Origin of the sequence: Bacillus sp. S2(2019), from assembly GCF_005144805.1 — a bacterium.
GTDB lineage: Bacteria > Bacillota > Bacilli > Bacillales > Bacillaceae > Bacillus > Bacillus altitudinis.
Window position 1 is genome coordinate 307,469 of the sequence record NZ_SWFL01000002.1, and the last position, 20,023, is coordinate 327,491.

19 protein-coding genes are annotated in these 20,023 nt (G+C 43.8%); 2 read left to right on the top strand and 17 right to left on the bottom strand.

What is annotated here, in order from left to right; all coding sequences use genetic code 11:
* Positions 1-67: 67 nt before the first annotated feature.
* The gene (locus FBF75_RS06755) at positions 68-1,510 is read left to right on the top strand and encodes a sigma-54 interaction domain-containing protein (RefSeq protein ID WP_136944554.1); all 1,443 of its coding nucleotides are present in this window, start codon (positions 68-70) and stop codon (positions 1,508-1,510) included.
* Between the two features lie 227 nt (positions 1,511-1,737).
* Here FBF75_RS06755 and FBF75_RS06760 read toward each other — a convergent pair whose 3' ends face one another.
* On the bottom strand, positions 1,738-2,475 hold the full coding sequence (locus FBF75_RS06760; protein ID WP_041507789.1) for a FadR/GntR family transcriptional regulator: 738 nt from the start codon (positions 2,473-2,475) through the stop codon (positions 1,738-1,740).
* Between the two features lie 173 nt (positions 2,476-2,648).
* Entirely contained in the window at positions 2,649-3,947 is a 1,299-nt protein-coding gene (gene rpoN, locus FBF75_RS06765) for an RNA polymerase factor sigma-54 (RefSeq protein ID WP_136944555.1), read from the bottom strand.
* A gap of 70 nt (positions 3,948-4,017) precedes the next feature.
* Between rpoN and yvfG the strand changes: the two genes are divergently transcribed.
* Complete coding sequence (gene yvfG, locus FBF75_RS06770; protein ID WP_017359206.1) at positions 4,018-4,233, top strand: protein YvfG; 216 nt, start codon at positions 4,018-4,020, stop codon at positions 4,231-4,233.
* A gap of 24 nt (positions 4,234-4,257) precedes the next feature.
* Here the strand turns inward: yvfG and FBF75_RS06775 are convergent, their stop codons facing one another.
* From FBF75_RS06775 to epsE, 15 genes are all read right to left on the bottom strand, one after another.
* Complete coding sequence (locus tag FBF75_RS06775) at positions 4,258-5,583, bottom strand: MATE family efflux transporter (RefSeq protein WP_056702800.1); 1,326 nt, start codon at positions 5,581-5,583, stop codon at positions 4,258-4,260.
* 63 nt (positions 5,584-5,646) lie between these two features.
* Positions 5,647-6,462, bottom strand: coding sequence for an ABC transporter ATP-binding protein (locus tag FBF75_RS06780; protein ID WP_056702803.1), 816 nt, complete (start codon positions 6,460-6,462; stop codon positions 5,647-5,649).
* A 13-nt stretch (positions 6,463-6,475) separates the two neighbouring features.
* A complete protein-coding gene (gene nikD / locus FBF75_RS06785) occupies positions 6,476-7,282 on the bottom strand; it encodes a nickel import ATP-binding protein NikD (protein WP_136944556.1) in 807 nt (268 codons plus the stop codon).
* Between the two features lie 13 nt (positions 7,283-7,295).
* Entirely contained in the window at positions 7,296-8,129 is an 834-nt protein-coding gene (nikC, locus tag FBF75_RS06790) for a nickel ABC transporter permease subunit NikC (RefSeq protein WP_060832665.1), read from the bottom strand.
* On the bottom strand, positions 8,126-9,070 hold the full coding sequence (gene nikB / locus FBF75_RS06795; RefSeq protein ID WP_060832666.1) for a nickel ABC transporter permease subunit NikB: 945 nt from the start codon (positions 9,068-9,070) through the stop codon (positions 8,126-8,128). The genes nikC and nikB overlap by 4 nt, the downstream gene beginning before the upstream one ends.
* Before the next feature lie 18 nt (positions 9,071-9,088).
* On the bottom strand, positions 9,089-10,708 hold the full coding sequence (gene nikA, locus FBF75_RS06800) for a nickel ABC transporter substrate-binding protein (protein WP_048002931.1): 1,620 nt from the start codon (positions 10,706-10,708) through the stop codon (positions 9,089-9,091).
* 164 nt (positions 10,709-10,872) lie between these two features.
* Positions 10,873-12,036, bottom strand: a complete 1,164-nt coding sequence (locus tag FBF75_RS06805; RefSeq protein ID WP_008347739.1) for a DegT/DnrJ/EryC1/StrS family aminotransferase — start codon at positions 12,034-12,036, stop codon at positions 10,873-10,875.
* A complete protein-coding gene (locus tag FBF75_RS06810; protein ID WP_060832667.1) occupies positions 12,033-12,722 on the bottom strand; it encodes an acetyltransferase in 690 nt (229 codons plus the stop codon). The genes FBF75_RS06805 and FBF75_RS06810 overlap by 4 nt, the downstream gene beginning before the upstream one ends.
* Complete coding sequence (locus FBF75_RS06815; protein ID WP_060832668.1) at positions 12,685-13,278, bottom strand: sugar transferase; 594 nt, start codon at positions 13,276-13,278, stop codon at positions 12,685-12,687. Before FBF75_RS06815 ends, FBF75_RS06810 begins: the two co-directional genes overlap by 38 nt.
* Before the next feature lie 20 nt (positions 13,279-13,298).
* On the bottom strand, positions 13,299-14,828 hold the full coding sequence (locus FBF75_RS06820; protein ID WP_060832669.1) for an MATE family efflux transporter: 1,530 nt from the start codon (positions 14,826-14,828) through the stop codon (positions 13,299-13,301).
* Positions 14,829-14,856: 28 nt separating this feature from the next.
* Entirely contained in the window at positions 14,857-15,885 is a 1,029-nt protein-coding gene (locus FBF75_RS06825; protein ID WP_017359196.1) for a polysaccharide pyruvyl transferase family protein, read from the bottom strand.
* Entirely contained in the window at positions 15,885-16,913 is a 1,029-nt protein-coding gene (locus FBF75_RS06830) for a glycosyltransferase family 2 protein (protein ID WP_060832670.1), read from the bottom strand. Before FBF75_RS06830 ends, FBF75_RS06825 begins: the two co-directional genes overlap by 1 nt.
* Before the next feature lie 27 nt (positions 16,914-16,940).
* Complete coding sequence (locus FBF75_RS06835) at positions 16,941-18,044, bottom strand: EpsG family protein (RefSeq protein WP_050826622.1); 1,104 nt, start codon at positions 18,042-18,044, stop codon at positions 16,941-16,943.
* Positions 18,045-18,058: 14 nt separating this feature from the next.
* A complete protein-coding gene (locus FBF75_RS06840) occupies positions 18,059-19,189 on the bottom strand; it encodes a glycosyltransferase family 1 protein (protein WP_136944557.1) in 1,131 nt (376 codons plus the stop codon).
* A complete protein-coding gene (gene epsE / locus FBF75_RS06845; protein ID WP_017368088.1) occupies positions 19,182-20,021 on the bottom strand; it encodes a glycosyltransferase EpsE in 840 nt (279 codons plus the stop codon). Before epsE ends, FBF75_RS06840 begins: the two co-directional genes overlap by 8 nt.
* Between the last annotated feature and the right edge of the window lie 2 nt (positions 20,022-20,023).

Sequence of the window (20,023 nt, forward strand, 5' to 3'; positions counted from 1 at the left end):
AAATTTTTTTAGAGGAAACCGCAAAATTTTTCATGTAAAATAGAGGTAATGTCTGGAGGTGGCGCAAGTGAAAAAAGATCAGCATACCGCAAAGCTTGAAAATGAGATTGATCTATATAAACAAATGCTCGATTTAATTGATGTTGGGGTTCACGCCATTGACGAAAATGGCAATACCATTGTTTATAATAAAAAAATGATGGAGATCGAATCTTTAAAACGTTCTGATGTCCTTTATAAAAATGTATTAGACCTCTTTGTGTTTCAGGACGAGATGCACAGTACACTTGTCCAAGCGCTGCGAACCGGGAAACAAACGGTTCATGCAAAGCAGACGTATCACAACTACAATGGAAAAGAAATCACAACGATTAACCATACATACCCGCTCGTTCGAGACGGTTTGATTCAAGGGGCAGTTGAAATTTCGAATGATGTCACGAAACTGGAACGGCTCATTCACCACAATATGAAGAAAAAAGGAAACACACGCTTTACATTTGATTCAATCATTGGGGAAAGTCCTGCCTTTTTAGAAGTAATTGAACATGCGAAACGAGCCACACGTACCTCTTCTTATGTGCTGATTGTTGGTGAAACAGGGACGGGGAAAGAGCTATTTGCACAAAGCATTCATAATGGCAGCAGCCGTTCATCTGGACCATTTATTACGCAGAATTGTGCAGCGCTGCCTGATAACCTCATTGAAAGTCTGCTTTTTGGAACACAAAAAGGGGCTTTTACAGGGGCAACAGATCAGCCCGGTCTATTCGAACAAGCACAAGGTGGTACACTGCTTTTAGATGAAATCAACTCATTACACCCGGCTCTTCAAGCAAAACTATTGCGCGTCTTGCAGGAGAAGCGCGTGAGAAGGTTAGGCAGTACAAAAGAAATCGCCATTGATGTGAGAGTGATTGCTAATATGAATGAGGACCCTGTGGATGCGATCGCAGGTGGACGGATGCGAAAGGATTTATTTTACCGGCTTGGCATTGTCACCTTGTTTATCCCGCCGCTCTCTGAGCGAAAAGAAGACATCCCGACATTTGTGATGCATTTTATTCAAAAATATAATGAACTGTTTCAAATGAATGTGAAGGCGGCTGATGAAGAGGTACTTGCCCTGTTCCAAACTTATCATTGGCCAGGTAATGTAAGAGAGCTGGAGCATGTGATTGAGGCTGGAATGAATATGATGATGGACGAAACATACTTAAGCTTGCATCACCTTCCTTACCATTTCCGATTCAAGCAAGGAGAAGGTCATCCTAGTGAACACATGCAGATGAGTCCGCTTAATCTAGCAGCTGCAGCTGATACGTTTGTCTACACGAGCTCAGATCATACAACTGATTTCCAAACCCAAATGGAACGATTTGAAAAACAATACATCGTCCATTACTTAAATAAAATGGACGACAATATTTCACAGACTGCAAAGATATTGGGCATGAGCAGGCAAAGTCTGCAATATCGAATGAAAAAATTGCATATTTCTCGTCAATAATAGAGCTGTGCCCTTATGCGGCACAGCTTAGATTGTTGACAAAGGGCTAAAATGACCTTTATTTTAGCCCTTTGTCTTCTTTTCAGCGTGATAGAAAACCTTTGCAGTCTAGGAAGGACGAGCACTGGCACGGAGCGAATTTGACATTCGTGAGTACCAGCGCGCAGGACTGACAAAGAATGCGAGGGTTTGTCTACACGCTGAGCCGTGCCGTTTTTCGGCACAGCTTATTGAATATCTGGCTTTCCTTCCTGTTCTTGCAGCACATCACCAAGAAGTTGTTCTACTGTTTCCAAATGTGTAAGCATCGCCCTCTCCGCTTCTTCTGGCTGCTTGTCCATGACAGCTTGATAAATACGTTCATGGTCTTTGTAAAGCTGACGTATGGACGCTTTTCTTGAAAATAACACGATTTTTCTCGTTTCCCGCATCGTTTCAATTAATAAGGATGAGACCTGATTCATTAACGCCGCCAGTAAATGATTCTTTGAGGCTTTAGCGATGGCAAGATGAAATGTAAGGTCTGCCTCTTCACCAATTTCTTTATGCGCTTCTGCACGCTTCATTTGTTCTAGTGCCTCATGCAGTCGATGGAGGTCCTCGTCTGTCCGCAGCAATGCTGCCTTTTTGACAGCACCTGATTCAATGATTGATCTCACTTCAAGAAGCTGTACGATATCCTGCTGCTTCATCAAAAAAGCAGGAGATAAACAAAATGTGAGCTGCTCAGGATCGAACTGCTTCACATATGTGCCTTCTCCTTGCTTCATCTCTATTAATCCGATCGCTTTCAAAGCGGACAGCGCCTCTCTCACAGCGGAACGGCTGACTTGAAAGTTTTCAGAAAGTGCTTGAACCGAGTCTAATTTTTCGCCCGGAAGAAGCTCCCCCGTTCGAATGGATTCGACTAATGCGTCCGCAATTTCTTCATATATTTTTTTCGTTTTGATTTGTTTATATTTCAATTGGTCTCACCTCATCACTGTTGTCTACCCTATCGGCTCATGCCCTATCTTATACTTTACCCCAAAATTCAGATCACACGTCTTCCCTTTTTTCAATTCTCAAGAAATCTTCTCTCACTCTTCCACTCATCAAAAAAGAAGCACATGCCATTGTTTCTGGCATGTGCTTCTTTTTAATCATATCGCTTCCGCAGCGTGGAAGACGGAAGGTTCATTTGTTCACGATATTTGGCAATGGTTCTGCGAGAGACGCGGATACCAAAGGTTTGCTGAAGCTGCGTCATGATTTGCTGATCCGAATACGGTTTTTTCTTATTTTCTGATTGAATCAGCTCTGCAATGTGGGTCTTCACTGTGTAGCTGGATGCTTCTTCAAGCGAATGCCCTTCTAGTTTCGCTTGGAAAAACTGTTTCATTTCCATTAACCCATAAGGAGTCTGCACCATTTTCCCTTTGACTGTTCGACTCACTGTCGACTCATGTACTTGTAATTTATCTGCAACCCGCTTCATCGTAAGCGGTTTCATTTTATGCTTCCCTGTCAGGAAAAAATCAGTCTGTTGTAAGATAATCTCACGAACGACATTTGTCATCGTTTGTTTTCTCTGCTTCAGCGCTTGAACAAGCCAATTGTACTGCTGATGCTTTTCCTTTAAATATGCATATGCTTCATGCCGCTTTTGATCTTGAATCATAGCGAAATACCCTTCATTCATTTCAATATCCGGAAAAGCACGCTGGTTCAGCTCGAATGTGATGTGACCTCCCGCAGCTGTAATCAACACATCTGGTTCTATATACACATCCTCTTCTTCATAAGAGAAATGAAGGCCTGGTCTTGGTTCGAGAAGCGACACCTCATCTTGTATGGCTTGCAGGGTTTTCAACGGCATACCTGTTTTAGCTGCGATTTCCTTCCAAGCCTTCCTTGCGAACAGAAAGAAATGCCCTTCGATGATCAGCTCTGCTTCATACCAGCGATCCTTTTTTCGTCTAAGCTGGAGCAGGATGCATTCTTGCAATGATCTAGCGCCAATCCCGGCAGGCTCTAATGATTGAAGCTGATGAAGAACGGCCTCTACTTCTTCTGCCGAAGCCTGTAACACAGCGGCCATTTGGTCAACCGGTTCATTTAAATAGCCATTGGAATCAATGGACTCAATCATGAATTGAAAAATCCTTTGATTCTTTTCACTTAAATTCAAATCAATAGCCTGTCTCTTTAAATACATTTGCAGGCTTTCTTTTTGATGCGTACGATACGGCTCTGTCATTCGATCTTGCGTTCTTTTATGATAAACTGGTTGATAGCTGTCCGTGTCTTTCCGCTCAATCAGAGGGTTCTCAAGCGCTAACTGATCAAGATACTCACCCAGCTCTGCACAATTCAGTTGCAGCAGCGTAATCGCCTGCCTGAGTTCTTGCGTGAGTACCTGCTTTAATACTAATTCTTGTTGCAGTTTAAGGCTCATTGTCTCCCCTCCCTCTCATCATTTTACATGAAGATTGACGGACCGTATATACGAAATAGGAGTGATTTCCATGTCTGAACTTTTTTCTGTTCCATACTTTATTGATAACTTAAAACAGCACATTGCCATGAATCAACATGAAGACAAGATTCATGCCATGAACGCTTATTATCGTTCAGTGGTTTCTACACTTGTGCAGGACCAATTGACGAAAAATGCTGTTGTCTTGAAACGAATTCAGCATCTCGATGAAGCGTACCAAAAGGTGAAAAAAGAAAGCGAATAAATGGACGAAAAACAGCACCCTTTGTCACGATTGCAAAGGGTGTTTATCATGTAGGAAAAGCTTTTGATCAAGCTTCGATTTGTACATCATCAAAAAGCCGGACCGCCCTACAGTATAAATGATAAAGGCAAACCATAGTCCGTGATTGTGCCATATCGGAATGACTGCCGCTTGAACAGCCACAAACAAAATCATCGCAAACAGCATTGAATTCCTGACAGGAGCAATTTCTGTCGCACCTGTGAATACACCATAAATCACCAAGCCAAAGCAAGCAGCAAACGGATAAAGAACGAGCCAATCGGCATATTGCAGTGTCACATCAAGAAGCTGAGGCAAATTTGTAAACAGGCTCAAAATCGGTACTTTAAAGAAAAAGTAAGCTGCCGCAATGACACATGCCATCACAACTGCCCATTGTCTCGAAAGGGTTAATGTTTTATCATAAAGCGCTCGGTCGTTCGCCCCTACTGATCTGCCGACAAGAATACTGGATGCATTGGCAAATCCATCGAACAAATAGGCCATGATGTAGTGAATTTGAAATAAAATGGCATTCGCCGCCAATTGCTCTGTTCCGAAAGAAGCTCCCTTTGCTGTAAACATGTTGATCACAACAAGCAGACAGATCGTTCGGATAAACAAGTCTTTATTCACATGCAACATTTTCTTTACTGCACGTGTGTCCATCACCTGCCGGAGAGACGGCATCCGAAAACCGTTTGACGTATGCTTCAAGATAATCCAGGCCCCTAACACAAAAGCAGTGAGTTCAGAGATCAATGTCGCCGCTGCCACACCCTTGACGGCAAAAGAAAACGCATGAACTAAGATCAATGCCAAGATCATATTCATGACATTGATCAAAATTTGTAAAGAAAGGGCTTCTTTCATTTTTGCCATCCCCATCAGCCAGCCGAGTATGACGTAATTCATCAATGTAAATGGCGCTCCCCAGATCCGAATATGAAAATAGTCCGCTGCATATTCGCGCACATCAGCAGCAGGAGAGATGATCCATAATGCGGATTGAATAATGGGCCATTGAAGAGCAATAAAACAAAGCCCGACGATAATAGCCAGCAAAAAAGGCCTTAGAAAAGCAAGAACACCCTGCTCCTCGTTCTGCGCTCCGTTTGCTTGGGCGGCAAAAGCAGATGTACTTACCCGTAAAAAGCCAAACAGCCAGTACAATGTACTAAAAATGAGACTGCCGACTGCGACGCCTCCTATATAAGCGGGGTTGGCAAGCTGGCCAACAACTGCTGTATCGACAGCTCCAAGTAATGGCGTGGTCATCGTTGAAATGGTTAAAGGGATCGCCAAAGCTAAATATGCTCGATGGTTCACGATGCCACCTGCCTTTCATGAAAAATAGCCTCTCTTAAAAGAGGCATTGAGGGAATGAAAAAGTTAACGAACCGGCCTGCCAATCGTTCGAGACAAAGGGTGGCTGGCGAGCGTTGCCTCCTTCATTTTCAGCACAGCTTCGTGCTCTGATAGAAAGAAATCATCCTTCGATTGAAACTGAGCCACAAGTTCACCCTGATCAAGAATCGCTAATTGATCACTTAAATGATAGGCCGCTGTCAAATCATGTGTGATAAATAAGTATGCAAGCTTCAGCTCTTTCTTTAATTCGACTAACAAATCTAAAATGACTGCCTGCGTAACCATATCTAAGCTACTGACTGATTCATCCAGCACAATGAGCTTTGGCTGAAGCACCAGTGCTCTGGCGATGTTGATCCGCTGTAGCTGGCCGCCGCTAAATTGGTATGGGTACTTGGACAAATCCTGCTCACTGAGCCCTACTCTTTCTAACCAGTGAATGAGTATATGCTGACGTTTTTTACGGGTCATTGGTTCATAGTTTTCAAGTGGCTCAGATAGAATTTGTTCCACTGTCCACCTTGGATTCACCGCTGAATATGAATCTTGAAATACCGCTTGTACATGTCGGCGGAAATGCTGATGTGTCCGCTGATCTGCACGAATGATATCCTGACCTTCAAACAGAACTTGTCCGGCCCTCGGCTTCTCTAGTCCAAGGATGATGCGGCCGAGTGTACTTTTCCCTGCACCACTTTGACCTAATAACCCTAGACAAGTGCCTTCTTCAATGGTCAAATGAACGTTTTTCAGGACAGGGGTTCTCCCTTTTGTCCTCATCAGAAACGATCGGTTGCCATATGAATGACTAACTGCTTTCACTTCTATTAAATGCAACGGTCTTCTCACCTCAAATCGTGCAAACAGCTGGCATGGATGGACGAGCTGCTAAAAGTTTCTTTGTATAATCATGCTTCGGGTGTTCAAAAAGCTCAAGAACTTCAGCCTTTTCAACGATTTTTCCTTGTTTCATCACCACGACCTCGTCTGCCATTTCTGCAATCACACTAAGATCATGGGTAATGAGCAAAATCGCCGTTCCGTATTCATGACGAATTTGATTCAAGTGCTCAAGCACCAGCTTCTGATTGTGTACATCTAATGCGGTTGTCGGTTCATCTGCGATGATCAGAGGCGGATGCATACAGGCAGCCATAGCAATCATGACACGCTGGAGCATCCCCCCGCTTAATTCAAAAGGGTACTTACTCAGTAATTGATCTGGATGCGGCAGGTTCATTTTCTCTAAGGCTTTAATTGCCTGGACCCGTGCCTGCCTTTTACTGACAGCTGTATGCCGGCGGATTGTTTCAATCAATTGATGTCCAATTGTCCATACAGGCGTAAAGCTATTCATTGGATTTTGCATGATATATGAGAGATCTTTGCCACGAATAGACCGCATATGCTGTTCACTCAAACCGATCAATTCTCGACCTTGTAGAGTGATACTGCCAGTCAATTCCGTTGTTTTTCGATCAAGCATGTTTAAGATCGACATACTTGTCACCGTTTTTCCGCATCCGCTCTCACCAATTAATCCAACAATTTGACCGTGCTTTACCTCAAATGCTATTTCCTGAACGAGAGAAATGGTTCCTTGCGGCGTTTTCGTATGCACATGCAGGTTCTCTATGTTTAAAATAGACTCTTCCATCTGACTCATTCCTTTACACACGACGTTTGATGCCATATTTCTCTGAAAGGGCTTCTCCCAGTAAGTTGAATAGAATGACCACAGCCATAATCACAAGGCCCGGATAAAGCATCAGCTGAGGATTTGTTTGAATATAAGATTTTCCTTCATGGATCATCGCTCCCCATTCAGGCGTAGGGGGCTGAACCCCTAAGCCTAGAAAAGACATGGCTGAAATGTCCATAATCGCCCAGCCCATTTCAAGTGTGCCCACAACCGCGAGTGGCGGCAGTACATTCGGAATCATATGCTTTCTCATGATATTCCAATGGGAAGTACCACTAATCTTCGCAGCTGCAATAAAGTTTTGTTCTTTTAAACTAAGGACCATCCCTCGAAAGACGCGGGCGTAATACACCCACTGCACAAGCATCAAAGCCAGCACCACTTGAGAAAGCCCCGGTCCAAAAATACCGACTAATCCGAGGATCAGTACCAAATTCGGAAATGCCATGACCCCGTCGCACAATCTCATCAATACGTGATCGATCCAGCCGCCTTTATATCCAGATATCAGCCCTACGATTAAACCGATAGATAGAGAGGAAACAAAGATTAACAACGCACAGCCTAGTGAAATACGAGCACCATATAGAATACGGGATAAATTGCATCTTCCCAATTGATCGGTGCCTAGAGGATACTCCCATGAAGAACCCTTTAGCTTCATTGCAAGATTGACAGCCGCTGGGTCATGCGGAGCGATCCATGGTGCACATACCGTCACAATGAGCAGGAGACCGAGCAGCAGCACACAGATCGAGATCATCTTTTGATGATAGAAGAGGTGTTTTACTTTTGTCATCATGGCTGGCGGCCTTCCTTTCTAGAAATACGGGGGTCAATGAGCAGCTGAAGAAGATCCACTATCAAGCTGCTTAAGATAAAGATACACGCCGCCATCAACACATAAAATTGAATGACCGGCAGATCCCGGTTAAAGATCGCTTCAATAAAAAATCGTCCAAATCCAGGCCATGAAAAAACAGCCTCTACAATAATAGTTCCTGTGAGCAGCTTGCCAAGATTCACGCCAAGTCCTGTCAGCATCGGTGATATCGCCATTCTGAAGACATGTTTGAACATAATCGATTGTTCCTTTAACCCTCTCATTCTCGCATATTGAACAAAAGGCTCGTGAAGCGTCTCACTCACACTCGCTCGCAATAATCTCGTATACATCGCAATTAACGGCACAGCCAGTGTAATGGACGGCAGTACAAGATGTTCCCATGTACCAACACCTTCAACAGGTAAAAGATCGAGTTTCACTGAAAAAAAGAAGATGAGCAAATACCCCAAAACAAAGGTCGGGATAGATGCTCCTAGGAAGGAAATCAACCGGCTCACATGATCTACAACGCCATTTTTTCTCACCCCGCTGAAAAAGCCCAGTGGAATACTGACACAAATTGCGATCAGCAGACTAGTGAACGCCAATTGAATCGTCGCAGGTATTCGATAGATCACCTCATCAAGCACAGGCTGATTGGTCATATACGACCGCCCAAAATCAAGACGGACGACTTTTTCAATCGTATGAAGGTACTGCATGTAAAAAGGTTCATCTAAACCAAATTCACTTCGTTTTTGGGCTAATACCTCATCAGTAGGCTGAATATGAGCCGCTGCTAAATATGCCTCCGCTGGATCAACTGGTGACAGATGAATCATGCCAGTTGTGAACAGTGTGGCTAGTAGAAATACAGGAATGATAGATAACATTCGTTTGATGATATAGCGGCTCATTTGCTTACCTTCCTTCTGTTACTTCAGCTTGATGCCTGTGAAAGGGTGTTCATCTCGATTCGCAGGGAAATCAAAGTCCTTCACATCTTTTTGATAAACAGCTGTCTTTTTAAAATAAGAGATTGGCACAATCGCCCCTTGATCTTGCAAGGAAGATAAGACGGACGAATAAAGTGCTTTGCGTTTGTTTTCATTTGTTGTCGATGGAATCTCCGTCATTTCTTTGATCAGCTTATCTTTATTCGGATACGCTGAGATCGCCTCTTTGAATCCAAAACCATCTGATGAGACAACGTTCATAAATGTATGCGGATCATACGGCGCTCCGTAATTGCTAAAGAAGTTCATATCAAATTTGTTCGCTTTAAACCGCTGAACCTGCGTCGCCAGCTCGACACCTTCAAGTTTGACGCCAACGCCAATGGCTGCCCATTCTGCCTGCAGTGTTTCAGCCATTGTTTTTTGAATCGATTCTGCTGAGTCATACATCATACTAAACTCAAGCGTTTTTCCGTCTTTTTCGCGTATGGTTTTTCCTTTTGGAAGCGTCCAGCCCGCTTCATCCAGTAAAGCCTTCGCTTTGTCCACATCATACTGGAAAGATTTCACCCGGATGCCTGACGTATATGGCATGTTTGTCGGCAAGATGTGATCTGCTACATCCTCTAAGCCAGAGGTCACACCTTCCACCAATGATGTTTTATTGATCGCATACTGAAGGGCGTGACGCACTTTCTCATCTGACAGCTGATCGACTTTTGTGTTCATGACAAGCTGTCTTGTGGCTACAGGCTCTGACATCTTCGTTTCATACTTGCCGCTCGCCTCTAGTTGTTTAAAAGCATCAAGGCTAATCGTTCCTTCTCCATAAAGTAAATCTACATCGCCTTTTTCAAATGCCATCACTCTTGTTTCGGCATCTGGAATGACCTTCACTTTGATTTCTTTGACCTTTGGTTTCTCTCCCCAGTAGTGGTCATTTCGTTCAAAAATCGCGTAATCATCTTTTTTGTACGTCTTTAATACCCAAGGACCTGTCCCCACTGGTTTTTCGATTCCTTTTGATGTATCTCCGTTTTTCGGAAAACCTGCTTCGCCTAGGAAACGTACGGGGCGCACAACAGCTAACTCTTGAACAGTTGGATAATAAGGCTCAGTTAATGTGAGTTTAAACGTTTGCTTGTCCACTGCTTCTGTCTTTTTGATTTTCTTTATGACACCTAACCAGCTATGTACTTCTTTGTTTTTTAAAATCGTATCAAAATTCTTTTTCACAATGTTCGCATTAAATTTAGATCCATCTGAGAACGTGACATTGTCTCTAAGATGGAACGTATACACCTTGCCATCCTTGGAAACATCCCATGATTTTGCTAATTCAGGTTTAAGCTTTCCATTTTTTTGATAGCTCACCAATGGTTCGTAAATCATGGATTGGGCAAACAATTGTGATGGATTGTATATGTGTGGATTCATTTCGCCAATATCTCTTGGCCATGCCATGGTGATCATATCAGGATGATCCTTGTCTCCACCTGCTCCATTATTTGCTTGAGAACAGCCTACTAGTAAGAAGATCAGTAGGATAGGTAATATTGTATTTATTTTAATTTTCGGAAAATTACTCCAAATAGACATAAGTTGCTCCTCCTAATTGATGCTGATAATCATTTTCATTTTAAGGAGGAAGGACTCTGTTGTCAATATCATATTTGAAACGAAATGACAATATATATTCCTTATTATTCCACAAATTAAGGGATTTGTTAAAAAGAGAGGCAGGCTGCTGATGAACGAGCAGCCTATGAGGAGGGTAATGCTTTCTTTTGCAGGGCGTTGTACAGTGTATCAATGACAAGCTCCTGTTCCGCGTCTGTCATGCTTGTACCAGATGGCAGGCAAAGACCTGTCTCAAATAACAACTCAGATGCAGGGACTTCATCGGCTGTTGTATAAAAAGGATAACCATGAAAGAGCGGCTGCTGGTGCAGCGGCTTCCATACACGCCTTGCTTCGATCTGCTTTTGTTCTAAAGCATCTATCATCTCTACTGGAGACATCTGTGCATGATGATCAATGGTGAATGTGGTCAGCCAGCGGTTTGATGTGGTGTCTTGATATTCTGGCATAAATTGAAGGCCTTCAATATCGGCTAAAGCATCTTGATAACGCTCGAAAATGCGGCGTTTTTGCTGAACACGCTCCTCTAACACTTCCATTTGTGCAATTCCTACACCTGCGAGCAGGTTGCTCATCCGATAGTTATATCCCTCCTCTTGATGTTCATAGTGTAGGGCATGTTCTCTCGCCTGTGACGCGAGAAATCGGCAGCGGTCGATGGCTGCTTCATCATCACTGACAAGCATTCCGCCTCCTGATGTTGTAATGATTTTATTTCCGTTAAAAGAGTACACACCGAACCTGCCCATTGAACCGCTTTTTCTTCCTTTATATATACTGCCTAACGATTCAGCCGCATCTTCAATGATTGGCACATCATATGCCTCACACACCGCTATGATTTCATCCATTTTCGCACTTTGTCCGTATAAATGAACGACAATAACCGCACGGGGTCTTTTCCCAAGTCGTTTTGTTTCAGCAAAGGCTTTCTCTAACGCCAGCGGACACATATTCCAAGTCTCTTTTTCTGAATCAATAAAAACAGGCGTCGCTTGTTCATATAAAATAGGATTTGCACTGGCAACAAATGTGAGAGTGGAACAAAAGACCATATCTCCCTTTTGAACGCCAAGGAGTTTTAAGGCAAGGTGAATGGCTGCTGTTCCTGAAGATAATGCCGCTCCTCTCTTCACCCCTGCATAATCCGCGACCACTTGCTCAAATTCATTTACAAGCGGTCCTAATGGTGCAATCCAATTGCTCTTAAATGCCTCCTCTATTTTCATCTGTTCTTTTCCACTCATATGAGGAGGAGATAAGTAGATTCGTTTCCTGTCTCTCATGATTTCCCACCTTCTCTTCGATCTTTGATCTCAATTGCAGGAACGCCTACGGCGACTTTCTGATCATGTATATCTCGGGTCACTGCCGCTCCTGCGCCGATCACTGCCCAGCTTCCAATGGTTCTGCCAGGTATGACAGCAGCCCCAGCTCCAATATGAGCACCCTCTCGCACAGAGACACAACCGGTGAGCACGGCTCCCGGGGATAGGTGCGTAAAGGATTCGAGAAAGCAATCATGCTCCACGATAGAACCGGTGTTGATAATGGCATGCTCACCAATTACTGCATCTGCTTGCACAACAGCCCTTGCCATCACAACCGTTCCCCGGCCAATCTTCGTTGACGAGCTCACAACTGCCTCTGGATGAATCAGTGTGGCAAATGCCCTCTCTTCAAATGCGAGACGTTCTTTGATCCTCTGTCTGATTTCATTTTGCCCAATGGCAATCAGCCATTGCATATCAGGTATTTCACATCTTACCTTTTGACTCATAGAAACCGGACCATACAGAATGCCGGTTTGAGTGTCAGCTTCCTCAAATCGATCGTCTAATACAGCACACAATGAGTACTCAGGATGCAAAAAAATCAACTCTTGAATGACCTTGCTGTGTCCGCCAGCCCCTATTAAGCCAATGGGCTGCTCTTTACATATCGGTTCCTTTGAATTTTTCAGCTGTTGCATGATTTGGCTGCTGCACCCCTTCTGTTTTGATGACTTTCAGCAAGGTCATCCATAAGATTTTCATATCGAGCCAAAACGATTGGTGCTCTACATACCAGAGGTCATAGGTGAATTTCTCCTCCCAAGAGAGAGTATTTCTCCCATTCACCTGGGCCCATCCAGTGATACCAGGCTTTACAAGATGACGCTTCGCTTGCTCCTCTGTGTACATTTGTAAATACTCCATTAAAAGCGGTCTTGGTCCAACGAGACTGATTTCCCCTTTGAGTACATTGACAAGCTGCGGCAATTCATCAAGACTGAGCTTACGAATAAAGGCACCGGTTTTTGTTAATCGAAGATGGTCTGGAAGCAGTACGCCATGTTCATCGCGTTCCTCGGTCATCGTCCGAAATTTATAAAGCATAAACGGCTGTCCGTACAGACCAGGCCGTTCTTGTCGAAACACCACAGGCGCTCCGATTTTCCACCGAATGAGTCCATAGATGAGAAGGAAAAGAGGACTCCCTGCGATGAGCAGTGTCAGTGCCACGACCACATCTATTATTCTTTTCATCATTGCTTCTCCTTTCCACACTAGCGGGAGACAGCTCGTTCAATAGCAGCTTGTTTCACCTTACGCATGAGCTGTATCCGCTCTTGTTTTGTTCCTGCAAATTGATACAAATAACCTAAGTAGAGAACGAAACATATTCCGCCAATACAAAATAGCTCCCACCATCTCGTCACATCATACACAGCCTGAATGCCGGCACAGATCCCCCATATGAATAGAGCCCCAAACAGCGGAACGACTGTATGTTTGTAAAAGATGGTACTTTTCTGTTTCGTGATCTTGGCTGTATACAATGGGAGAAAGACGATATTTTTCATCAATAAAACAACGGCTCCTGCTGATGCAATGCCATATAACCCGAGCTGAAGTAGGTGAGTCAGTACATAGGCGAACAGGACATTGGAACCGCCTAATATGAGTGTCACAACCGCCGGCACTTTAAATCGGTTAAAGGCAGTAGGTACATAGGTCAGCGGTAAAAACATCAACGTGAAACACAAATAAGCCGCATGAATCATCAGCAGCCATTTCAGTTCCTCAAAGGCTGGTCCAAGCCATAACAACATGAGCGGACCGGCAAGACCTCCTAACAGAGCTGCGGGGAATGCTACAAATAAACCACTCCATTTCATGGCATTGGCGGCGTATTGAATGAGCCCCTGCTCGTCTTGATTTGAATATAATTTTGTGATCGTTGGGGCAAACACAACCGCAAGTGTCCCTGCAAGGGTGCGCAATAATAATGGAAATTGTAAAATGGCGGCATACTGTCCAGTCGCTTCTGCCCCAATCAGTAAGTTGGTCATCAATAAATCGATTTGTAAAAACAACAAAATGCCCATTTGCTCAAATGAATGCCACACCCCTGATCGAACCAGCGTGAGACTTGAAGATAAAGAAACGTACCGCCACTTAAACGAAAACCAAGGAATGAGTTTCTTAAAATAATAGAGAACCATTCCCAAAGCGGCGAAACTCCCTATAACGGCTGCAAGCGGAATATGCCAAATAGCTGGTGTCGTCACGGTAAATAGCAGCACAATCACAAGCGCCCTGCCAAACATCTGAATGGCCTGTCCAACACTCGATACATATAATTTGTTCGCATAAAACGGTGCCGCCCCAATACCAGACATGACGAAATTGAGCATAAATAAAAGACCCCCTAACACAAAGGCGATCTGTGTATCTTTTGCAAGATGAGCAGGCACATGGAGCCAGTCAACCAGCTGCTGAGACATGAATAGACAAAGTAAAAAAAGACAGATGGATAAAAAAAGAGAACTGACAAAATAGGAAGCGAGATAGCGCTGCGCTTGTTCCATCTCTCCTTTATGAGCGGCAACAGAAAAAAAACGCACCACCACAGCACTTAATGAAGCCGTAATGACCGATAAATAATTGATCATATTTTGCGTCAGATGAATCAGACCAAACGCTTCCACTCCAAGTGTATGAACAATGTAAGGCGTTAAACAAACAGACATCAGCATCATCAAGATAAACGTCATCACATTTGCACTGACATTGTAAAGAAACGCACGGTTCATGGTGATTTCACGCAGTGTTTAAGGGCCTTCATCCAGCTTCCTCTCCCTTTTGTCCGCTTGTTTTCATATGCTGATGAATGGCCTTTTTCACCGCTTCCTCCGTTGGTTCCTTCAAAAGGGTCATAAATGGCAAGTGCGCTACCCATTCATATCCTTCCATGACTTTATGATCAAACGACCTGATGACAACACACGGTGTATGTGTGATCGCACAAAAGATCATGCCATGCAGTCGATCTGTCACGACGACTTGTGCCTGTCTTAACTGCGTCCATAACGTGGATAATTCCTCTAAACGAGTCGTTCGATTCACTCGCTTCCCAATGGTTGTTGTGATAAAACCAACTTGATCATACGTTTCTTTGATATGCTCCTGCAGTTGTTCTCGTTTCTCTTTCGTGAGATATGCCTCCTTATCCTCACGCAGACAAAGCAGCACTCCTTTACGGGTTTGACTCTTTGATGTTTCGTCTAATGTCAGGACCATATCAGGCTGTTTCCACACCTCTTTATTAGGAAAATGCTGCTTCATCCATTGATAGGTGGTTTGATCTCTTGCCATCAAAAGAAGCCTCGGGTGTTGCTGATATGCTTGAATGGCGCGGCGTTCTTCTCTTTTCCCTCTCTTTGTTTCTGTAAAATGAGCAGTAGCGGGCAGCTGAATGACGGGATAGGACTTAAAGGCGTTCATGATAAATTGTCTTGTCCATTCTTCATATCGGTATAAATCGCCCATGTTGCCCCCGCCGATGATACAGACAATGTCCTCTGGGTGCCGCGCGTGCTTCAGCGGACGTGCTAGACGATACATCTCCTGCATGTCTACTTCTATGATTTGATAGTCTGGAAAATGCTTTTGTAAAAAACAGCAGCTCGCATAGGCAATCGCATGATCACCTAAGTTGTCATGTGCCGGTAGCAGCGTGAGAATGATCTTCTTCTGATGACGCAGCTCTGGCAGTCTTTGGCGGCTCAACCTATATTGAAGTGGATACTTGACCTTTAAGAGCAGCCACTCTGCGGCATGTGCTTTTAATTGCTGGAATGTCACACTCATCACCCCGATTTTCTCGTTTGATATTCAATCCATTTTTGATAGCTTGAAGCTGCGGCAGAGAGCGGATACACCCACTGCAGCCTAGCAAGGAATAAGATCATTCGCTTTCGCACAGTCAGCTTCGATGGTTCCACTTGTTTCACAGCCTTCTGAAAAGCTTCATGTGTCACCATTTCACGCATATGACCAAGCTTTTTTTGAAAGGACAGGGAATTTTGGCTCTTCCATTCATTGAGCATACAATGCAGCGTATGATTCACGATAAAAAAACAAAAAGCCTTCTCATATGGTGTCAGCTCATCATGCTCTTTTAAAAACAAACGCTGCGTGTCATAAAACGCCAGTCCATGCTGAAAATACTGCTTTTGATATCGCTGGACAATGGATGACAAATGAACCCGGTAATAATAAAGCGGCTCATGAACAAAGGCAATGATACGTGATAAAGAAAAACAGCGCAGCGTGACATATTGATCTTCAATATTCTCAAGCTCACCTCTCAACGGAAAACGGATATGATGCTTTTCGATAAATGCCCGCCGATACAGCTTATTCCATGAAAATCCCGTGATCTCACCATGTAATAACGATTCTATTAAACTTGTCTTATCGGCTTTCTGCTGAGCTAACAGCGTCGTCGGTATGATCCGTTTTGACTGTTCAAACTGAATCCAATATTCACTAACAACAAGATCGGCACCAGTGTTTTCGGCTTCTTGATATAAAGCCTCACAGTATTGAGGAGCGAGAACATCGTCTGAATCAACAAAGGCAAGATACGTTCCTGTTGCTTCTTCTATGCCCCTGTTCCTCACCGCTCCCAGCCCTTGATTGGTTTGGTGAATCACCCGAAATCGCTCATCACGCGCAGCAAACGCTTCAAGGATGTCTCCACTGTGATCGGTAGATCCATCGTTAATGAGGATGACCTCTATATCTGAAAAGCTTTGGTCTGCAATCGATTGAAGACACTGCTCCACATATTGACTAGTGTTATAGACTGCGACCAATAGACTGATAGCTGGCATGACAGCAAGCCCCACCTTTCTTCAAATCTACTTTGTAAAAATTGTTCGGTACGGTAAAACAGAAGAATCAAACGGCATCAGCATGATGCTGTACAAAATATAGCAAACCGCAATTCCGATATACATAAAGAAATTGGTTCGCTGATCAAAAATCCGTGTGAAATAAGGCAGTAAAATGAGCTGATACAGACCAAAGTAAATATGAAATCTTGCATAAATGACATCCTTCGTTGCAAGGATGCCAAACAAAAATCCAAGCAAGCAAAAATTCACAATATAATCACTCTCTGGCGTCAGCTCACGAAGTCGTTTTCGACAAAAGAACGCAAGCAATAACGGTAAAATCAAGACACCAATTTTCGTCACATTCATTCCATTCGTATTCGTTGTCAGCCACTCCTCGTAATGACCATAAGAACTCCCTTGCAGCATCACCACAAACACGGAGACAAAGCGGTCATACAGAGCGGTTAAGCCTAGAAAAATCATACATAACACAAGCATCATCCAAGACCATGCCTTTGTTCTGACGATGAAATAGACTGGAATCATAATGAGTGCCGAGGAATGAAATAGCGCGCATACAAGCACGAGCGGAAAATACCATTTCCACTGACCTTTGATGACAAAATGGATGGCATAAAAAAGAATCGCTGCCACCATATACTGCCGCATGCCATTAAACGAAGCGTAATAATGAAATGTGCCGAGAAATAGTAGCATACTAAGCTCAAATGGTCGTCCATATCGCACAAGTGTTTTGATAATAAAAAAATAGGTGATGATCCCAACTGTGATATACATGATTTGCGGCTCATGTGACAGTTGATTGAGCATCCACAAGATCAATGTAAAGCCCGGATCAGTGGCGGCCTTGTCTACACCGAATCCGAAAATATGCCAAGGCTTGTCATAGTTGACGGAGAACTCATACATTTGTCCATAGGTGACGAAATCAGTTCCTACTTTGTAGCGTATGCCCGCCACAATACAAAGAAATAAAAATGGAAAAAACACCAGAAGCTTGTTCGGCCGCCAGCCGCTTTGTATGGTATCATCACGTCTGCCATAAAATGCAGCAAAGCTCGACCATAAATAGACCATGATCATGTTCACCAAATAAACCGCCATCTGCCAATCCTTCCTTACAATCCATACACATTCATCACACGGGTGATGTTCTGTTTCACATCAAATCCTCTAAGGCCAAGCTGAGAAATAATCGTCTCCTGAAGAGGAGGGTCTGCATGGTAAGCTTCTAGTATGGCTTTCATCCACTCATGTGCTGAATCTTGCAAGGATTTCCTTTTCACAAGCCCACAGCCTAAATCGACTTCCTTTGTGATATGATCTGAAATCACACATGGGAGTCCAGATGCCTGCGCTTCCACTAATACGAGCGGAAGACCTTCAAACAAAGACGGCATCACAAACACATCAAATGCTTTCATATACTGCGGAACCTCTGAGACAACGCCCGTAAACACAATGTCTTCCATTAATCCTGCTTTCTCTGCATACGATTCAACCACTGCCCGGAGCGGCCCATCTCCTATGAGAACTAGCTGAAAGGAGACCCCTTGTTTTTTCAGTGTCTGCGCTAATTCGATGAAAAAAACATGGTTTTTCTGCTCATGAAATCGGCCAATATGTCCAATGATCAGTTTTCTCTCGTGAAGATGGAGGTCTTTTTTCATCTTCACCTTCGCTTCTGGCTCCAACTGAAAAAAAAGATTCAAATCAATCCCATTTGGCAAAATGTCCACTCGTCCATCGTGCATTCTTTTTTGTCCAAATAAAAAGACACCGGCATCTTCACCGCATGCAACAAGCTTCGTAGAAAAGGCAAAGATCAGCTGACGAAATCCTTTGAGCATCAAATGATCCACCCGGCTAGGAGACTGTTTCCAAGCCGTATTATGTGAATGGCAAATGCGTATCTTCACACCTGCCAGTTTCGCAGCAAGGGCAGAAAAGCCCGTTTGAAAATCTGTATGTGCATGCACCGCCTGATAAGGTCCCGTTTGCTTAATCGTCTTCGTCAACGTTTTGACAAACGTCCATGGAGAGGACGCTCCAATACTTGGGACATAAAAAATCCGCCCGCCAAGCTGACGAATTTCCTCATCGTAATCACAGACATCCTCCCGGTGGGTAACGAAATCAAATTGAAGAACATTCCGGTCGAGCGCTCGATAGATGTTCATGATCATCGTTTCTGCTCCGCCTCTGTTCATTCCGCCCACAACATGAAGTACACGCTTTGGCTCATTCATCCCGAATCGTCCTCCTTTTCACCATAGATCCTCCAAGTTTCCGCTGATGATAAAACCTCATGATCTTTGGTGACATACAGGCACGGATGACCGGCTTAAGCGCAAAGAGATAATCAAACGGCGACAATTTTAATTGCTTGCATGCTTTTAACACAAGCCAGGCATTGTCCATTGAGTATCGGAATTTCCGGCGCTGAAAGGCCGCTTCATCCTCCCTTACAAGGTATAAGGGCTCTTGCAGATTAAAGCCTTTTCTCCCCGCAGCAAAAAAACGAATCCAAAGATCGATATCTTCCATCCGTCTGGTTGTTTTGACAGAACGATAGCCATTTAAAGCCTTGTAGGCAGACGCTCTCATCATAATCGTCCCATGACAAAAAGGCGTTCCTCTTGCTAGCACCCTTCGATCAGGCTCTGAGACAAGTGCTCGAACGCCCTTCGTCCCTGACTCATCAAACACCGTCATCGCCGTACCAACTACATCATATTCCGGATGTGCATCAAGGAAACGAACCTGTTTTTCTAATCGTGTAGACACCGATATATCGTCGCCATCCTGTCTTGCAATCAGTTCTCCATTCGTTTCAGTGAGACAACGATTTAAACTGGCGGCAAGTCTTTGATTGTGTTCATTTCGGATGAGGCGAATTCTATCGGGTTCACGCATGGTATAGTGCAGCACTTTTTCATAGGTGCCATCTGTTGATGCATCATCACATATGATGAGCTCCCAGTTTTCATAGGTTTGACGGAGAATCGATTCAATGCTTTCTTCTACTGTTTCTTGGCAATTGTAAACACCCATGATAATCGATACTTTCGGCTGACGCATGC

Coding starts and splice junctions, on each gene's coding strand:
- rpoN (WP_136944555.1), bottom strand. CDS start 3,947: ATGAGCCTTAAACTGCAACAAGAATTAGTATTAAAGCAGGTACTCACG.
- yvfG (WP_017359206.1), top strand. CDS start 4,018: ATGTCTGAACTTTTTTCTGTTCCATACTTTATTGATAACTTAAAACAG.
- nikD (WP_136944556.1), bottom strand. CDS start 7,282: ATGGAAGAGTCTATTTTAAACATAGAGAACCTGCATGTGCATACGAAA.
- nikC (WP_060832665.1), bottom strand. CDS start 8,129: ATGATGACAAAAGTAAAACACCTCTTCTATCATCAAAAGATGATCTCG.
- nikB (WP_060832666.1), bottom strand. CDS start 9,070: ATGAGCCGCTATATCATCAAACGAATGTTATCTATCATTCCTGTATTT.
- nikA (WP_048002931.1), bottom strand. CDS start 10,708: ATGTCTATTTGGAGTAATTTTCCGAAAATTAAAATAAATACAATATTA.
- FBF75_RS06805 (WP_008347739.1), bottom strand. CDS start 12,036: ATGAGAGACAGGAAACGAATCTACTTATCTCCTCCTCATATGAGTGGA.
- FBF75_RS06810 (WP_060832667.1), bottom strand. CDS start 12,722: ATGCAACAGCTGAAAAATTCAAAGGAACCGATATGTAAAGAGCAGCCC.
- FBF75_RS06815 (WP_060832668.1), bottom strand. CDS start 13,278: ATGAAAAGAATAATAGATGTGGTCGTGGCACTGACACTGCTCATCGCA.
- FBF75_RS06820 (WP_060832669.1), bottom strand. CDS start 14,828: ATGAACCGTGCGTTTCTTTACAATGTCAGTGCAAATGTGATGACGTTT.
- FBF75_RS06825 (WP_017359196.1), bottom strand. CDS start 15,885: ATGAGTGTGACATTCCAGCAATTAAAAGCACATGCCGCAGAGTGGCTG.
- FBF75_RS06830 (WP_060832670.1), bottom strand. CDS start 16,913: ATGCCAGCTATCAGTCTATTGGTCGCAGTCTATAACACTAGTCAATAT.
- FBF75_RS06835 (WP_050826622.1), bottom strand. CDS start 18,044: ATGGCGGTTTATTTGGTGAACATGATCATGGTCTATTTATGGTCGAGC.
- FBF75_RS06840 (WP_136944557.1), bottom strand. CDS start 19,189: ATGAATGAGCCAAAGCGTGTACTTCATGTTGTGGGCGGAATGAACAGA.
- epsE (WP_017368088.1), bottom strand. CDS start 20,021: ATGCGTCAGCCGAAAGTATCGATTATCATGGGTGTTTACAATTGCCAA.